This is a genomic window from Acidithiobacillus sp. AMEEHan, from assembly GCF_030996345.1.
Classification (GTDB): Bacteria; Pseudomonadota; Gammaproteobacteria; order Acidithiobacillales; family Acidithiobacillaceae; genus Igneacidithiobacillus.
In genome coordinates this window covers 1011414-1027726 of record NZ_CP118747.1, presented here as the reverse complement: position 1 = coordinate 1027726, position 16313 = coordinate 1011414, and the positions used below count along the sequence as shown (strand labels likewise).

The 16313-nt window shown below is 56.6% G+C and carries 18 protein-coding genes; 3 read left to right on the top strand and 15 right to left on the bottom strand.

Going from position 1 to position 16313, the window contains the following annotated elements; all coding sequences use genetic code 11:
* Positions 1–102: 102 nt before the first annotated feature.
* Entirely contained in the window at positions 103–1452 is a 1350-nt protein-coding gene (locus ORD17_RS05240) for an ISNCY family transposase (RefSeq protein ID WP_308389816.1), read from the bottom strand.
* 239 nt (positions 1453–1691) lie between these two features.
* Here ORD17_RS05240 and ORD17_RS05235 point away from each other — a divergent pair, with 239 nt between their 5' ends.
* Both ORD17_RS05235 and ORD17_RS05230 read left to right on the top strand, forming a co-directional pair.
* The gene (locus tag ORD17_RS05235) at positions 1692–2540 is read left to right on the top strand and encodes a TIR domain-containing protein (protein WP_308389815.1); all 849 of its coding nucleotides are present in this window, start codon (positions 1692–1694) and stop codon (positions 2538–2540) included.
* Between the two features lie 114 nt (positions 2541–2654).
* Positions 2655–3302 carry a DUF2813 domain-containing protein gene (locus ORD17_RS05230; RefSeq protein WP_308389814.1) on the top strand — a complete coding sequence of 216 codons (648 nt, stop codon included), beginning with the start codon at positions 2655–2657 and terminating at the stop codon, positions 3300–3302.
* On the opposite strand, the gene ORD17_RS05225 is transcribed toward ORD17_RS05230, so the two are convergent.
* The 13 genes from ORD17_RS05225 to ORD17_RS05175 form a co-directional block, all read right to left on the bottom strand.
* Positions 3291–4508: an ISL3 family transposase gene (locus ORD17_RS05225; protein WP_014003049.1), complete on the bottom strand. Its 1218-nt coding sequence runs from the start codon at positions 4506–4508 to the stop codon at positions 3291–3293. The two genes, ORD17_RS05230 and ORD17_RS05225, sit on opposite strands and share 12 nt — an antisense overlap.
* Positions 4509–4599: 91 nt before the next feature.
* On the bottom strand, positions 4600–5817 hold the full coding sequence (locus ORD17_RS05220) for an ISL3 family transposase (protein ID WP_014003049.1): 1218 nt from the start codon (positions 5815–5817) through the stop codon (positions 4600–4602).
* An 8-nt stretch (positions 5818–5825) separates the two neighbouring features.
* Positions 5826–6872, bottom strand: a complete 1047-nt coding sequence (locus ORD17_RS05215) for a hypothetical protein (protein ID WP_308389813.1) — start codon at positions 6870–6872, stop codon at positions 5826–5828.
* A 63-nt stretch (positions 6873–6935) separates the two neighbouring features.
* Complete coding sequence (locus ORD17_RS05210; protein ID WP_308389812.1) at positions 6936–7463, bottom strand: hypothetical protein; 528 nt, start codon at positions 7461–7463, stop codon at positions 6936–6938.
* A 161-nt stretch (positions 7464–7624) separates the two neighbouring features.
* Complete coding sequence (locus tag ORD17_RS13455; RefSeq protein WP_374693391.1) at positions 7625–7897, bottom strand: hypothetical protein; 273 nt, start codon at positions 7895–7897, stop codon at positions 7625–7627.
* A 33-nt stretch (positions 7898–7930) separates the two neighbouring features.
* On the bottom strand, positions 7931–8410 hold the full coding sequence (locus ORD17_RS05205; RefSeq protein ID WP_308389811.1) for a VOC family protein: 480 nt from the start codon (positions 8408–8410) through the stop codon (positions 7931–7933).
* Positions 8411–8673: 263 nt separating this feature from the next.
* Positions 8674–9318, bottom strand: a complete 645-nt coding sequence (locus ORD17_RS05200; RefSeq protein ID WP_308389810.1) for a hypothetical protein — start codon at positions 9316–9318, stop codon at positions 8674–8676.
* A gap of 61 nt (positions 9319–9379) precedes the next feature.
* Complete coding sequence (locus tag ORD17_RS05195; protein ID WP_308389809.1) at positions 9380–10024, bottom strand: YceI family protein; 645 nt, start codon at positions 10022–10024, stop codon at positions 9380–9382.
* A 34-nt stretch (positions 10025–10058) separates the two neighbouring features.
* Positions 10059–10265 carry a CDGSH iron-sulfur domain-containing protein gene (locus ORD17_RS05190; RefSeq protein ID WP_308390058.1) on the bottom strand — a complete coding sequence of 69 codons (207 nt, stop codon included), beginning with the start codon at positions 10263–10265 and terminating at the stop codon, positions 10059–10061.
* Between the two features lie 128 nt (positions 10266–10393).
* Complete coding sequence (locus ORD17_RS05185; protein ID WP_308389808.1) at positions 10394–10813, bottom strand: MarR family transcriptional regulator; 420 nt, start codon at positions 10811–10813, stop codon at positions 10394–10396.
* A 363-nt stretch (positions 10814–11176) separates the two neighbouring features.
* Positions 11177–11293 carry a transposase domain-containing protein gene (locus ORD17_RS13450; protein ID WP_374693405.1) on the bottom strand — a complete coding sequence of 39 codons (117 nt, stop codon included), beginning with the start codon at positions 11291–11293 and terminating at the stop codon, positions 11177–11179.
* Between the two features lie 209 nt (positions 11294–11502).
* Positions 11503–11805 (bottom strand): addiction module antidote protein, encoded by a 303-nt coding sequence (locus ORD17_RS05180; protein ID WP_308389807.1) that lies wholly within the window; start codon positions 11803–11805, stop codon positions 11503–11505.
* Positions 11806–11807: 2 nt separating this feature from the next.
* On the bottom strand, positions 11808–12107 hold the full coding sequence (locus tag ORD17_RS05175) for a type II toxin-antitoxin system RelE/ParE family toxin (protein WP_308389806.1): 300 nt from the start codon (positions 12105–12107) through the stop codon (positions 11808–11810).
* Positions 12108–12345: 238 nt separating this feature from the next.
* On the opposite strand from ORD17_RS05175, the gene ORD17_RS05170 reads away from it, so the two are divergent.
* Positions 12346–13008, top strand: a complete 663-nt coding sequence (locus ORD17_RS05170; RefSeq protein WP_308389805.1) for a hypothetical protein — start codon at positions 12346–12348, stop codon at positions 13006–13008.
* Between the two features lie 9 nt (positions 13009–13017).
* On the opposite strand, the gene ORD17_RS05165 is transcribed toward ORD17_RS05170, so the two are convergent.
* Complete coding sequence (locus ORD17_RS05165) at positions 13018–16116, bottom strand: EAL domain-containing protein (protein WP_308389804.1); 3099 nt, start codon at positions 16114–16116, stop codon at positions 13018–13020.
* Positions 16117–16313 lie beyond the last annotated feature (197 nt).

The window sequence follows — 16313 nt, the reverse complement described above, 5'->3', positions numbered from 1 at the left end:
GGAATTTCTCAAGCCTCTGTCAATTTAATGGGTTCGCCGGGTGGGTGGGTGTCAAGGGAGGGTGGGTGTCAAGGGAGGGTGGGTGTCAAGGGAGGGTGGGTGTCAAGGCAAAGTAGAAATGTCCGGTTCTGGGCAAAATAGAGATGTCCGGTTGGGCGCGGATGTTTTGTCGCCCGGGGCAGGGGTTGCGAAGGCGCGTCGCCAAGGGTGATCGGGACCGGGCCGCCCTTTCTCTTTGGGCTGGCGTGTCTTGAGGATGGCATCCACCCGTGCATTGAGGGTCTTGTCATCGACGGCTGTGAAGACGTCCTGGGCGGGATCGAATACCTTGTAGGGCAGGATTTCTTGACCGGCAAGCAGTTCCACCCGCCCGTCGCCATACTCGACCACCGTGATTCTCTTCCCCCGCAGGGCATAACGGGGTGCGCCGTTCGTTTGCACGATGTAGCGTTGCCGTCGGAAAGACAGCACCAGGTCTTTGGACAGGGTGCGGGTGTGTTGGATGGCACAAATGCGGGCGAGTTCGCTGGCCTCGCCTTCATAGGACTGGTGGGCATCTGCCGGATCAAGCGGCGCGACGGCGAAGCGGGCATTGTGCTCGGGCAAATAACCCGTCAGGAAGACATTGGCGGCTTCGATATCGGCAATGTCCGCAAGACGCATGGCTTTGACGAGGCGATCCTGCAGGGTCTGGAAGAGCCGCTCCACCCGCCCCTTGGCCTGTGGGGTCAAAGCCTGGATCGTCTCCATGCCCAGGCTGGCTGTGGCACGTTGGAACTGGGTGGGCTTGCCATCTTCCGGATCGTGCTTGGTAAAAATGCCATGCCGGTCGCTGTAGAGCGCCGCCGGGCAGCCGTAGGTCGTCACGTAAGCCTTGAGCACATCTAGGTAGGCCTGTGTGCTCTCCACCGGCACGAAGCGGGCAAACGTCACCTGGCTGGTGGCGTCGTCGATGAAGGCGATCAGGCAACAGCGCGGCCCCCGACCTTCAAACCAGTCATGGGGGCTGCCATCGATCTGGATCAGCTCACCGCGCCGCACCCGGCGGGGCCTCGGCGGATGCAGACGGAGTGAGCGCTTTTGTCTGGCCTTCCATAAGCCTGCCTCGACCATCCAGCCGCGCAACGTCTCCTTGGAGACCCGCAAGCCTTCCCCACGCAAATACTCCACCGCCAACGTCGGACCAAAGTCCGCGTAGCGCTCTGGCACCCGCGCTAGGATCGTTTCCTTGACCGCCGGCGCAAGGCGCCGATTGGAGGGCTTCCCCCGTCGCCGACTGATGAGCCCTGCCGCACCCTCGCACTCATAGCGCCTCATCAGTCTTCTGACCTGCCGATCCGTCAGCCCCAACCTCATCGCCGCCTGCTTCTGATCAAGATCCCCAGCGAGTACCCGCTCAAGCACCTTCAGCCGTTCCAGCTCTCGCTCGTTCATCTCGATCCGCTTCTCCATCCAAGTCTCCACTTCCAAACCCCGAAGCGGACATTTCTATCTTGCTGAGAGCGGACATTACTAATTTGCTTCTACATGTCAAGGGAGGGTGGGTTGTGTCCTTCGTCTTCTACATTTATGCTCAAGCAGTTGACCGCTAACCATGCGCTCAACACGGACGGTCTTGGTCAACGCGCCTATGGCGCGTCGCCCAAGCCCGCCGGTTAGCGCGGGCGTTAGCACTCCAAATGGAAAGTACGGTGGAACATCAAGTCGCACTCTCCTTCGCTGGCGAAGACAGAGCGTACGTCGAAATTGTCGCAGAGGAGCTCAGGGCTCGTGGGGTGTCGGTGTTCTATGACCGGTATGAAGAAGTGGATCTTTGGGGCAAGGATCTGTACGTGCACCTTAGCAGTGTTTACCGCAACAAGGCGCAGTACACGTTGATGTTCATCTCCCGTCATTATCAGCAAAAGGTCTGGCCCAACCACGAACGTCGTGCGGCCCAGTCGCGCGCGCTGGATGAGGGTAGGGAGTACATTCTCCCGGCCCGGTTCGATGACACGGAGATTCCTGGGCTACTGCCAACTACCGGGTTCATCGACCTGCGAACGCATTCACCCGCACAGGTAGCGCGGCTCGTTTGTGAGAAGCTCGGCCGGCCCGAGACCTCAATAAGGGCCGATCAGGTGCCGCCCCCGAAAAGTCCGGTGCTGGTAGGTGAAGCACGATTCAACTACTCCAACTTCAACGGGCACTTCCGCATTGGCGAAGGTACGCTTGAGTTCAACACGCACTGGAGCAAGGCTAGTAACACATCGATCCACTGCTACACAGACTCAACAAATCTGCGAGGGTTGGCATTGGCCCCGCGAGGTATAACGCTTGCAGGTATTCCGCCCATCGAAGACCTCGAATTCACGAGCCGCGTTCGGAGCCCCGAGGTTGGCCGGTTCGTGGTCCTACAGAACGTGCAGGGCTTTTACGCGGCGTTACAGATCGTTGAGGTAAAAGATGACACTCGCGGTGATGCTGAGGACAGCTTGCACTTCAAGTACTGGATTCTGCCAGATGGCTCCGCACAGTTTGCCCAACTCGTGGAGTGCTAACATCTCGGTCAACCGGACGCTCATCCCGCTACGCGGGACTCGCGCCGGTTACCTCGGGTGTTACGCACAACGAAATTTGATACAGCGTGAGGAATGTAATCGGAAACTGAACAGATGAGACTTATTGAAGTCAAAATAGAAAAATTCCGAGGCGTCCACTCGCTTCATCTGCCCCTTGACCGCTTGACGGTGCTCATCGGCGAAAACAATGCCGGCAAGTCAACCGTACTGGAGGCTATCCGGCTCGTTCTAACGCGCGGTTTCGGCGTCCGGCGCGGTGGCCAATTCACCGAATACGATTTCCATCTAAAAGACGCCGATACCACACCGCAAACAGCGGACCTAATCTCGATTACTCTACATTTCGCCGAGGAACAAGAAGGGGACTGGCCCGATACGGTGGTCCAACAGATGAACGAAGTGATTCAGTTGGATACAACCGGGCTGAATCACATCTGGTTGCAGGCCAAAGGAGCCTACCAGTCGGAATTTGGATCGTTTGAAACGAAATGGGCCTTTCTCAATTCCAGCGGCACGGAATTGGTTCTCAGGAACGCGACGCCTCTCAATCTGATTTCCCGGTTTGTGCCGCTCTTTTTCCTTTCGGCGCTTCGCGACGCCTCTCAGGAGTTTGGGCAACGCGGCCAGTTCTGGAGCGGTTTCCTGAAATCCATCCAACTCCCTGACGACAAGCGCGAAAAGATCGAGGAAATGCTCCGGGAGGTCAATACATCGAGGTTCTTCGATGTTTCATGTGGGTAGCCTGAGATCCAGTTTACCGAGGATCAGGTAGGCCATGTTGATAAAGTTCTTGTGGGTACGGTAGCCACGGGCTTTTGCCTTGGCGGACTGGAGGAGGCTATTGAAGCCTTCCAGAATCCCGTTGGTGATCTGGCTCTCGAACCAGCGGAGCACACCATCCCAGTGATTCATGACGGTGTAGGCGACCTTGACCATTGGCGGTAATCCGCTGTCCTTGACGTTTTCCACCCAGGCCTTGAGCAGGGTGGCGCCCTGGTGGCGATTCTGGACGGTGAAGATTTCTTGGAAGGTCAGGCGAAGCTGATAAGCCTGTGCTGTCTTGAGGTTCTGGTTCTTGAGGATCTCCCGGAGCCTGGCGCTTTGCTTGGCGGAGAGCTTTCCCGGGTTCTTGAGCCAAAGCCAGCGGCTCTTTTTCAGGTCTGGTTGGGAGAGGGCTTCCCCCTTGCGTACGGCATCTACGGCCTCATTGACGAGCTTCATGAGGTGAAAGCGATCGAAGGTGACCTGGGCGTTGGGCAGGTGTTCTGCGGCCCCTTTTTGGAAGGCTGGCGAGAGGTCCATGCTGACCTCCGTAATGGCCTCGGCGCTGCCGCCATGGGCCTGCAGATCTTCGGCGAACTGCGCAAAAGTCTCGGCATCCTTGCCGGGTGTGGCAAACAGCAGGCGCTTCGCCACGAGGTCCACAAACAGGGTGATGTAATCATGGCCGCGCCGGCTGCTCGTCTCATCGATACCGACGGAATGGACCTCTGACATGTCCGCGGCCTCGCGGGCCTTGGCGACGTAATGATCGAGCACCCGCCAGAGTCGCTGGTCCGTCTCCCGCACTAGGCGGGAGACCGTCAACACGGGCATCTCCCGGACCATGGCCATGACTAGAGCCTCAAAGAGCAGCGTGAATCCCGAGCCTTCCCGCGCCCAAGGGACGGATACCAAATGCACGCCGTGTTCCGGGCAATGGACCCGTGGTACGCGGGCATGGAGATAAGCCGCATGCTGGAAGAAGTCGAGGTGACGCCAGACCTTCTCCTGGGTGTCATAGACCGGGCAGTCCTGGCCGCAGACCGGACAGGGAAACTGACTACCCCTTGGGAAGTTCACATGCAGGTCCAGGCGCTTTTCCTCCACCGTGAACCGCACATCGTCCACCATCCACGGCGGAACCAACCCCAACGCCAGAGTGAACAGTTGATTACCTTGGTCCATCCTTATCCTCAGCTCGCTGCCCTTCCCATAAAGCAATCATACCGCCTTACCCACTCAATGTGTCGAGGAGCCATACCGGTTCTTCGATGTTTCATGTGGGTAGCCTGAGATCCAGTTTACCGAGGATCAGGTAGGCCATGTTGATAAAGTTCTTGTGGGTACGGTAGCCACGGGCTTTTGCCTTGGCGGACTGGAGGAGGCTATTGAAGCCTTCCAGAATCCCGTTGGTGATCTGGCTCTCGAACCAGCGGAGCACACCATCCCAGTGATTCATGACGGTGTAGGCGACCTTGACCATTGGCGGTAATCCGCTGTCCTTGACGTTTTCCACCCAGGCCTTGAGCAGGGTGGCGCCCTGGTGGCGATTCTGGACGGTGAAGATTTCTTGGAAGGTCAGGCGAAGCTGATAAGCCTGTGCTGTCTTGAGGTTCTGGTTCTTGAGGATCTCCCGGAGCCTGGCGCTTTGCTTGGCGGAGAGCTTTCCCGGGTTCTTGAGCCAAAGCCAGCGGCTCTTTTTCAGGTCTGGTTGGGAGAGGGCTTCCCCCTTGCGTACGGCATCTACGGCCTCATTGACGAGCTTCATGAGGTGAAAGCGATCGAAGGTGACCTGGGCGTTGGGCAGGTGTTCTGCGGCCCCTTTTTGGAAGGCTGGCGAGAGGTCCATGCTGACCTCCGTAATGGCCTCGGCGCTGCCGCCATGGGCCTGCAGATCTTCGGCGAACTGCGCAAAAGTCTCGGCATCCTTGCCGGGTGTGGCAAACAGCAGGCGCTTCGCCACGAGGTCCACAAACAGGGTGATGTAATCATGGCCGCGCCGGCTGCTCGTCTCATCGATACCGACGGAATGGACCTCTGACATGTCCGCGGCCTCGCGGGCCTTGGCGACGTAATGATCGAGCACCCGCCAGAGTCGCTGGTCCGTCTCCCGCACTAGGCGGGAGACCGTCAACACGGGCATCTCCCGGACCATGGCCATGACTAGAGCCTCAAAGAGCAGCGTGAATCCCGAGCCTTCCCGCGCCCAAGGGACGGATACCAAATGCACGCCGTGTTCCGGGCAATGGACCCGTGGTACGCGGGCATGGAGATAAGCCGCATGCTGGAAGAAGTCGAGGTGACGCCAGACCTTCTCCTGGGTGTCATAGACCGGGCAGTCCTGGCCGCAGACCGGACAGGGAAACTGACTACCCCTTGGGAAGTTCACATGCAGGTCCAGGCGCTTTTCCTCCACCGTGAACCGCACATCGTCCACCATCCACGGCGGAACCAACCCCAACGCCAGAGTGAACAGTTGATTACCTTGGTCCATCCTTATCCTCAGCTCGCTGCCCTTCCCATAAAGCAATCATACCGCCTTACCCACTCAATGTGTCGAGGAGCCACAATACCTTTGAACGGTTCCTCAACTTTCTTCCGATTCCCGTTATCGAGAGTTTTTGTTAATTGTCGACGTTGGATTTCAAGGAGATAAACAGATTTTCCGGACGCAATGATTCGAATGACCAGTACGCCGCGTGGTATGCGTTCCTTTATGTCATAGTAAACCCATCGTTTGGTAGCCGCATCTATCTCTTTGTCATCTCTATCGTACGGCTTCATTGAAATTAACTTCGGTTCCGGGTTGCTACTAAATCCATTCTCAAATGTGAACCAGTCTACCGAGAAAATAGCATCCTTGTAAGTCTTCTTTAAGAATAGTGCAGCGTTCCACATGTCGCGCAATATTCCTTTTGATTCTAATGCGACTTGAGCGTGGATTAACGCCTGCCCAACTCCTTTCCTGGTACCATAGGGCTCACCGGTAGAAAAAGTTGATTCATTTACCGCTGTTTCTGGGCCACGCCTACCTTCGCTTTTGCTTTTGCTTTCGCTTGCGGATCTCCGGGAAATCACTCGGCGTGGTTCTCCAAGTACCAGAAAATCATCATCCTCGATTTCTAACGTAGGAGATGCATGGTCTGGTTCGTCATCGTCTGTTAAATCGACTATGTCTGGTAGCTTCTGTAGCAGTCGCAGTGTGCCGCTGCGTTTTTCTCCAATATAATCCTCGTTATTTGATAGTTCATTGCCATTGTTTGTATTCTCTCTGTCGCGGATAATTGTTTTTCCATGAGGATGGCTACCGCCAAGGATGCGTAATCCAAGGAATGCCTTTCCATTATCAATAGGTAATCCTGCAACCAAAATCTTTGCGGAACCTTTAAACCATGGCCCTACTTTCAGAAACGCATATTTCTGGTCGGCGCCCATTGCCGTTTCGATTTGTGCATATATATTTTTGGCTGCACGGGTCGCATAAGGATCATAGAGAACGTGAGCAAGGAACACTACGTCATTGTTGTACATTTTTCTTGAAAGTTTCACCGCCCAGGTATTCTGAGGTGTCGGTTCTTCAATAGGTTTAAAAAGTCGCTTTTTGGCATCTTCTCACAGATATGTCGCTAGCACACGTTTTATCTCAGATGAGTGTCCATAGTAGCGAGCATAGAATTCAATGCATGGAATCAGTAGCCTTCTGTCGTCATTCAGCTGAAAACTCAATAGATAATTTTTGTCAAATGGATAAGCAAGGCGGTAGTCTACTGATGGAATAGGGTTGCACCCTTTGCTGCCTTGTACGCTGTTATGTGGTGAAAGAATCTCCCAGAAATCATCGTTAAATGAGATAGCAAAAGTCTCTTTTTTATATTTAATCTTTGTATTGCTCATTCCGTTATGCCAAACAGAACCAATACGTAATAGTCCCAGATGGGTGAGTGCAGCTTCTCGCTGAAAAATTCCGCCTAATTCGCCCTTATCATTGATACGACGGAAGAAGACAACAATCTTCGGAACTGAGTGAGCCCTACTGTTCTTCAAGACTGGTCCGTACCACCAAACTACGCTTTTCGACGCATCCTTCAGCGACGTGTCTTCCAGACAGAATGTTTTGGTTTTCTGGAGGGATACTCTCATGGTATCGGCTCCGTGCTCCTATCAGCGCTGTCGCATCTATTTCTGAAATGTCGCAATAATTTTTGAAAATGACACCCCTTCTGGGAAAGAAATCGTCATTGGGGCGATACGGCGGTCCAAAGCGCGAAGCAAGGTAAATGGAAGCTGTTCCACCGTGCTGCCTAACAATAAGGCAGCCCGCTCCCGGCTGGCCAACATTCCGACCAGCACCCGACATTTTCAAAGAGCATGGCGGGGCCGATTCGGGTCGGCGGCGCAACCGGGGTACCAGCCCCAATGCGCTTGTAGATCCCCGCCAATTCGGCATGGGCATCGACAGCTTTGGATGTAGTCCTGAGATGGCCCGGTAGTGTGGAGAGAAATGCCAAAGCATCTCGCAGATCCCGGATATCTTGGGCGGAGGATACGGTTGTTGCCGATAAAGATCGGTGCATGTTCTGTCTCCTGAGTAGACTGTTTATCTGATTCTATTCATTTTCCGATGCGATGCGGGCTGACCCGAATAATTTCCACCCATCAGCGAGCGACAGGAGCCTTGGATAGGCCACATCCCGTCCAAAGGGATTCGGCCATGGTCCCCACTCGGATTTGGAGACATCTACCCCCAGTTCCACAATATGATCATCTGGATCAACAAGGTAAAAAGCCCGCATGACCGTATGATCCACCGGCTCCAATATCCGCGCCCCGGTGGCCCGGCAGCGGCCATAAATCGTGGCCAGACTTTGTTCGTCCTCCACGTCGAGGCAGAAATGCGCAAAACCGGAGACCGGGAACATCTCTCCGGTTTCTATCAAGGCCATGTCGTGGTGGTGCAAGCCCGCGGAGTAGAATTTCATGCCGGGCCGCGCGCCGACGGCGCGTAGCCCCAAGAGTCCCCGATAAAAGCGGTCAGAGACATCCAGATTGCGGACCGGTATGGCTATATGGTTGATGCCGTGTAGCATTACTTCACCTCATTTCCTTAAGGCAATCCATTAATAACCGCCGCCATTCGCCAAATAGGTCTGTAGAGCCATCCATCCGGATACGGCCATAAACGGGAAGCTGACCAATCCTGGCGCGAGCACTGCCAATTGACCGGAAGCGCCTTGGTGCTGAAGAATTCTGACAACACCCGCCCCTGCGGCAAGTGACACGAGGAGCCATCCTAGGACGATCATTGGAGCACCCGCGTAGAAACGCAAATCCACCATCAGGGCACCCAGGATCAGACCCCCACATCGGCACTCGGTGAATCCCAACGTGAACCGCGCATCAAGAGGGAAAAACCAAACGTCACGGCCAGCACAACGGCCAGCGCTGTCCCAAACTGAGCCAGCAGGATGCTGCCCAACAGTGGCGCGACGAGCGCAAGTCCGACAGTCCCGACGAACAGCGTGGTTCCTGCGGGTCTTTGATCTTGGTTGTCAGGAGTGAGGGCGAACCACAGAATGGTCCACAGCACCGCCACGGTGAGCCAAGCCATGAAGGCGGAGCGCGCGCTTTCCTGGCGCAGGATTGGCCACAATAGAATCAAGGCCGAAGCGCCCGCGCTGACCCCTCTCGCCCCATAGCGCCACCATCGGTATCTACGGTGATCGGCAATAGCCACTACTGTCCCGCCCACGAAGGCTAACCAGGGCAACCAGGACAACACCGTGCGTGGTGGAAAGGAAAAATCCCGATAGGTCAGCGCGTAGCCGCCCAGAAACCCAGCTAATATTGCAGTTCCCCAGATGGTGCTTCGCCAGTCAGGATATTTGCGGGTTTTATAATACGCGGCGACCGCGATGAGCAGAGTAACAGCAGCGGGAAACAGGGCACTTTCCAAAATCAAGGACCGGACGAAACCGGATTGCCAAAGATTCCACATAAAGATTGCTCCCAAAATGAAGGAGGCGCCGGTCTCGCTGGTCGGCACCTCGGAAGGCCGCTCAACCGGCCGTGCGGACGCCCTCGATATTCACATGCAGGTGCACCGTGTTGGCGATCATGCCTGCATAGGCATCCATGCCAAAGTCGCTGCGCTGAATGGTTGTGGTGGCCTCATATCCAGAGAGATAACCACCCCAGGGCTTGGGCAATGCGAGCACCGGCCCGGCGCCAATTTCGCGCACATGAAAGATCACCGACCGCGTCACGCCATGAATGGTCAGTTTTCCGTACAGTCGTCCGCTTTCTTTACCCGTGGGTTGATAGCGCGTACTGACGAATGTGATGTTCGGGAACTCCCGGACATTGAAAAAGTCTGGACCCCGCAAGTCACGATCTCTTAGGGCGAAGTTGGTATTGATACTGGCTGCGGGAATGCGGATATCAACTTTATCCGCCGCAGGACTCGCGGGATTGAAGGTATAGCTGCCTGATAGTTTGTCGAAACGGCCCACCACCACCGTCACCCCGGCATGGCCGATGGTGAACCACGCCAGAGAATGATCCGGATCAATCCTGTACGAGCCCGCCGGACTGGCGTCCAGTCGATGGTATGTCGCGGCGTCAGCAAGTGACATTAGGGTCGCGGACAATGCGACGGAAAGGATGGTGGTCTTCAATGCAGTGGAAACTTTGTTCGCTAACATCGGCAATGCTCCTCTATCGATTTGGAAAAAACGGTCACTCTGTTGTCAGGCTTTTGTGCGTGCCGTCGCAGAAAGGGCGGCTGGCGGAGTGACGACAGGCACAGATGGCTACCGTTTGTGGCTCGGTGATCTCCACGGCGAAAGGCCCCACGCCACTACCCTGGTGCGTCCCATTGCAGAAAGGCAAGTTTGCGGAGCGCCCACAGGCGCAGAAATAGTAGCTGCCTGGTTTTAGGCTCATCACGTAGGGTGCCTGGTTCATCATGACCTCCACAAAATTAGGCGTCTCATCTAATACGTATCAATATAGTTTCAATACGTACTATATAGATAGCACAAGAAATGTTCCTGTGCAAACTATGTTTGAGTTTAGTCCTGGAACCGACCTCGCAACGCGCGTAGGGTGCGGCGTACCTGCTCCAACTCGCCCTCATCCTCTTCCGCGAAGGCTTGCTTGAGATAGGCGATATGGCTGGGAAAGACTTGAGAAAAAAGTGCCTCGCCTGCCGGAGTCAGGACGGCGAGGAAACTGCGCCGGTCAATGACCGAGCCCTCTCTGCGAACCAGACCTTTTTTTTCAAGTCGGTCAATGATGCCGGTCAATGTTCCCTTGGTGATCAGGGTTTGTTGGGCCAGTTGGCTGAGGGGCATTCCCTGGGTATTGCCTAGCGTGGCGATGACGTCAAACTGCGCTGGTGTGAGGCCCAGTTGCCGGACGTGGGCGGCGGAGTAGGCGGAAAAGGCCTGATAGGCTTGGGCGAGCTCTCGCAGTACGGCGAGAAAAGCCATGCTTGTGACCCCAGGCGTAGCCGTGTAAGAAAGCAACATCGTTGATTCTTCTGCCGCTCCGTCACGCATTCTTATCCCCACCATGATGTTTCAAGTTAGAAAGTCCTATATAGAACTATTTGGGGCGGACGTCAAAGGGGGCTGTAGGATCCGAATTCCGCGATTGAGATCGGCAGGAAGCGAGTAGTCAAGTATCTTAGGGCGGCATACGCTGGCTGACTTTACCCTGATATTTGCAATTCCCGCACGGGATAGGTAGTCCCCTCTGTCTGTCCCGTGCTTCTCCAGGTGCACGTTATTCCGGAAAGATCGTGGGATGATCCGACGTTTCGACCTCAAATAACTCGGGACAGAACCCCTAAATTATTGCGGGACGTAACACGGGGGGTGGGTGGCCACCCGTTGCAGGACATCGATGAGGTAGTCGTAAGGGTCCACACCCTGGAGCCGGCATCGACATGGAGCGCCATGCCTCCCGATCTATCCCTCCGACACCGGTGCCGACTACCAGCGCCTGCAGGCCTTCGCCGCCAAGGACGAGGACCTGCGCCTGGCCGAGACGGTTTTTTGCGGGGCGCGGATGGGGTCAGGGGAGTGGCAAGGCGCAGTCTGGCAGCGAAACCGTGTTTTTCGACCTGCGCAGACATGGGAAGCTGCCGGAGGCGCTGAGCGCCAGCGTCGATTGATGGTCAGTGCAACGGTTGCGCGACCAAGCGCACACCGAGGGCTGCGCAAACGCGGCTGATCGTCTCGAAGCGCGGCTCACTGCCGGGCCGAAGGGCTTTGTACAGAGCTTCACGTGTAATGCCGGAATCCTTCGCAACCTGTGACATACCCCGAGCGCGCGCAATGTCGCCCAAGGCAGCGGCCAGTAGTGCGGGGTCATTCTCTTCAAGAACAGCCGTCAGGTATGCCGCTATATCTTCTTCGCCGTTCAGGTATTCGGATGCATCGAACTCAATAAGTTCAGAAACCTTGATCTTCTTGGCCATGGTCAATCCTCCAAAAGCTTCGCCAGTGCAATCGCTCGGCGAATGTCGGCCTGCTGAGTGGACTTATCACCGCCGGCGAGCATCACGATCAACATCTCACCACGCTGGACGCCATACATGCGCCAACCAGGCCCGAAATGTTCACGCATCTCGAACACGCCTTCGCCTACAGGCTCCACGTCGCCCAGGTTGCCCAGCTGGGCCTTGCGCAGGCGCTTGTTGAGGCGCTGCCTGGTCTGCTCATCCTTCAGACACTTGAGCCAGTCGGAGAACTCGCCGAGTAGTTTCACCGTGTAGGTCATAGGTGCAGCGTAATCGAACGATTACTCCCTGTAAAGAGAGGAACCGTGCATACGCAGCCGATGTTGTGCATGAAACGCGCGCTGGCGAAGAGTGCTGGCCACCCTGTACGTATCGCTGCCAGGGAAGCAAACACTGCTAGGCAAGCTGGCGAATGTTCTCTGCAGATATGGAGGAAGTGGCCTCTATCGCAATGTGAGGTAAAGTGACAATCGTCTGCAGTGCAGAGAGAGGATCGCCATGAGTGACAGGATCGTTCCTTGCTTGGTCAGTGACTCCTTACAGAAGCGAATCGATCGGTTTACCAACAAACGTACCCTGAACCTGACGATACTCTTCTGTCTCTCCTTCATTCCTGTTTTATCAGTATCTTGGTGCGCTGCGCACGGACAATTCCCGCACACGGAAAATCCCTGGATCGTCGCCGTCGCCGTGTGGGCAGTGAACTGGATCCTCTTGTGGTATTGGGCAGTGATCGCGTCACAGGAGATTCGTCAGATAGTGTCTCAGCCCCAAGGTAGTAGAACCTTTCGTATGAAGGCCCTTGTTTCCTTTCCTCCTGGGGTCTTGTACGCCTTTCGCTCCGGCGTCTTGGTCAATGCCCTCACCTTCCTCTGGCCACCGTACTGGCAGCATGCCTCTTTGCTTATCAGTCTCGGCTTTGAGACCATTGGGTTTGCGTTCTCCACCACGCTACTGACCGGCATCTACGGCATCAAATTTTGGCGATTGCTCCGCCGTGTGTCGTTTCTTCCTGTATTGGCGTTCCTATTGGCCATTATCGCCCGCAATCCAACCCAGGGCGTGAACTATTCCCCAATTCTCTTCTATGGCTCGACATTCCTTGCCGCCCTAGTGTACTTGCGCGTAAAGGGAAGGAAGTGCTTCCGTAATGTTCACTGACATCTGGGGTTAATCCTGCAGAAGCGCCATCAATTCCTGGTTTTCTCGTTCCAGCTCCATGCCCTTCCGCGCCGCTCCCTCTTCGTCCCCCGCGTCGTACAGGGCTTTTGCCTCCCGAGCCAACACGTGCAGCCGGTCATGCCGATCTAACAACTCCTGATAAAAGGGCGTGTCTTCGCCGTACCGGAGTTTGCCTTCCCCGCGCAACCAAAGTCCCAGGTGGCATTGCTGCTCTGCCTCGTGTTCAATGACCAGGGTGGGAAAGGGAACCTGGTTGTGCAATGCCGCGACAAAGCTTCTAACACGTTGATTATGAACATAAATTAACCCCATACGGGGGGGGGGGGGGGGGGGGGGGGGGGTAGAAAAACCATTTTGAACCAATGGCTTATACTCTCTGATCCAGTCTGGAATGGCTTCCGGCGCCATGGGTCGAGCAATGGCATAGCCTTGCAGGCAGTGGCACTGCAAGTGACAAAGCATGGCGGCATGTTCGGCCGTTTCCACTCCCTCGGCAATCACTTCCAGACCCAGAAGCCGGGCGCTGGTGACTACGCCGGAGACGATGGCGTAATCCTTGGGATCATTGATGATGTCGCGAACGAAGCTCTGATCGATCTTGATAGTCTGCGCAGGTAGCTTCTGCAAATAGGTCAGGGAGGCGCTGCCGGTACCGAAGTCGTCGAGGGCGATGCGCACGCCCAAGCGGTTGCAGGCCAGCAAAGTTTCCCGTGCTCTGGTGAAGTCCAGTAGGGGAGCGGTTTCGGTGATCTCGATTTCGATTGCGGATGCGGGCAGGTCCGGATGGGCGTCGAGGGCCGCCTGCAGATCGGACAGAAAGCGCGGGTCGAGGAGATGGTGAGCGCTGATGTTCACCGATACGCGCAGAGGCAACCCTTGCCGATGCCAGGTTTGAGTCTGCGTGAGGGCCGAGGCGAGCACGAAGCAGCCAATGCGCCGGGTCAGGCGCGGTGAGTCAAGAGCACTGGCGAAGGCGGCTGGCGGTAGCAGGCCCCGTTCAGGGTGGTCGAGACGGATCAGGGCCTCCACCCCCACGGGACCGTTATCAATCTCTACCACGGGCTGATAGTAAAGCAACAGTTGTCCTCTATCGAGCGCGCTTTCCGTCATTTTTCGCACCTCCAGGACCTCTTTCTGCAGCCTGTCCATTGGCCAGTTGAACCATTCATAGCGATCTCGCCCGGCTTCCTTGGCCGCGTAGAGAGCCAGATCCGCATGACGTAAGAGATCCTCCGGAAGACTATCATCCAGCGGATAGCTGGTTATGCCGATACTGGCAGAAAGGGGGATGTCTTCACCTTGCAGATGAAAGGGGATGCGGAGCACTTCCAACAGGCGCAAGCAGACGTCCTCAACCTCATCCAGGCGCTCGACACCCGGGAGAAGCAGTCCAAACTCGTCGCCGCCCATCCGAGCCAGGGTATCTCCGGAGCGTAATTCTCCCAGCAACCGTTGCGCCATCTCTTGCAACAGGGCATCGCCTGCACCATGCCCGAAGCGATCATTGACCAGCTTGAAGCCGTCCAGATCCAGGATGCCCACCGCCAGCAAGCGCTCCTGGCGCAACGTCTGCGCGCGATCGTGGGCCAGCCGGTCAGTGAAGAGCGTCCGGTTGGGAAGGCCAGTGAGGGCATCATGGGTGGCTTGGTAGGCTAGTTCGGCGGTCAGACGGCGCTTGTCGGTAACGTCGTGAAAGACCAATACCACGCCAAGCAGGGTACCCTGTCGATCCAGGATCGGCGCCGCACTATCTTCGATGGCGCGCTCTTGGCCGTCCCTGGTGAGGAGCACGGTGTGGTTGGCAAGCCCTACCACATGACCTTCTTCCAGAACCCGGCGGACGGGATTGATCACTGGGGCATGACTGCCTTCCTGGACGATGTGAAAGACATCCTCCAGGGGCCGGCCCACGACTTCGGTCCGGCTATAGCCCAGCAACGCTTCGGCGACGACGTTCATGTCCGTCACTCGACCTTCGGTATCGGTGGTGATCACCGCATCCCCAATGGAATGCAGGGTGACTTCTGCCCGCTCTTTTTCCTCCCACAGCGTCTGTTCCGCCCTCTGCCGCTCGGCTTCCCGTTCCTTGCCGACGCGCCGCAGATAGCCGTAACCTAGGGTGGACAAAAGCAGTAACGCAATCGCACCGGCGGTTGGCGCCTGGACGTTGTCCCACCAGCCCGCCCATAACACTGAACGCGGAATACTCACGCCTGCCACCAGGGGATAGCCTGCAATCCGCTGCACGGCACCCAGACGCCATTGGCCCACCGCCTTGGAAAGTCCGAAATAAGTACCCGACGATAATTTCGGATGGGAAAAGATATAACGTGCGGCAATGCCATTCTGGCGCACGGCGTATGTGGTTCGGGTGGGCGGTGGAGAGCGGCTTTCCAAAAAGCCGTCGTCTCGCAGCAAAAAGATGGCGACCCAGGACGGTAGGGGCAGCCCCCGCCAGAACGGCAGGCGACCATCCACGAGGGGCAGCAGGGCGACCATAGGCCGCGCTCCGCCTATAGCTGGTTGAAAGAGGGGGATCATCCAATCTCCCCAGTCGCTCCCGGCGAGCGGGTCGCATATGGGGGGACCCAGGCAGAAAGTCGAGGAGCGCAGGCATTGGGCCAGCGCGCTACGCTGCACCGCATTTAGCCCCAGCCGACGGGCATTCGCCGGATCATCAGGGGCGGACAGAAGATCGGCGAGGACGCGTCTTCCCTGGCCCGCCGCAAGCACCCGTCCGTTAGGCATGCGAGTTCCCACGGCTGCTAAATACGGCTGCAGTGCCAGATAGCCCCGCAGCATTTCCTCGGACCGAGGGCCCAGATCCGGCGAACCCAACTCCAGTTGTCGCCCCAGCAAGGTCAGCGAGGCCCGTGTGCCATCGAGCATCACCTGCGTTCCCTCTGCCACCGATGCTGCCAATATCCGGAGGCTGGAGATCTCCCGCCCCCACGTTTGCTGCCAGCCGGACCACGCCAGCAGGGCCCAGGCCATCAACACAAGTGCCAGGAAACCCAACCACAACCAGCGTAACCAGCGCGGGGCATAGGAAATGAGTTGGTTAGATTGTTGGCGGAAATGATTCACAGCGCATCCATGTTTCATTATCGTTACGTCTGTTGCGTTTATAGAACATATCCGCTGGTACTGCCAAGGCTGCCAACATGCCTAAATTGGAGATGGAGCAACAAGCGTGCCCCCACTCGCTCGTCTCGCCCTTTGGGATAAAAACTGCAAGGAGAGTCGGCGTGCTCAGCACGCCTTTTCGTGCGTCCATGCGTGAT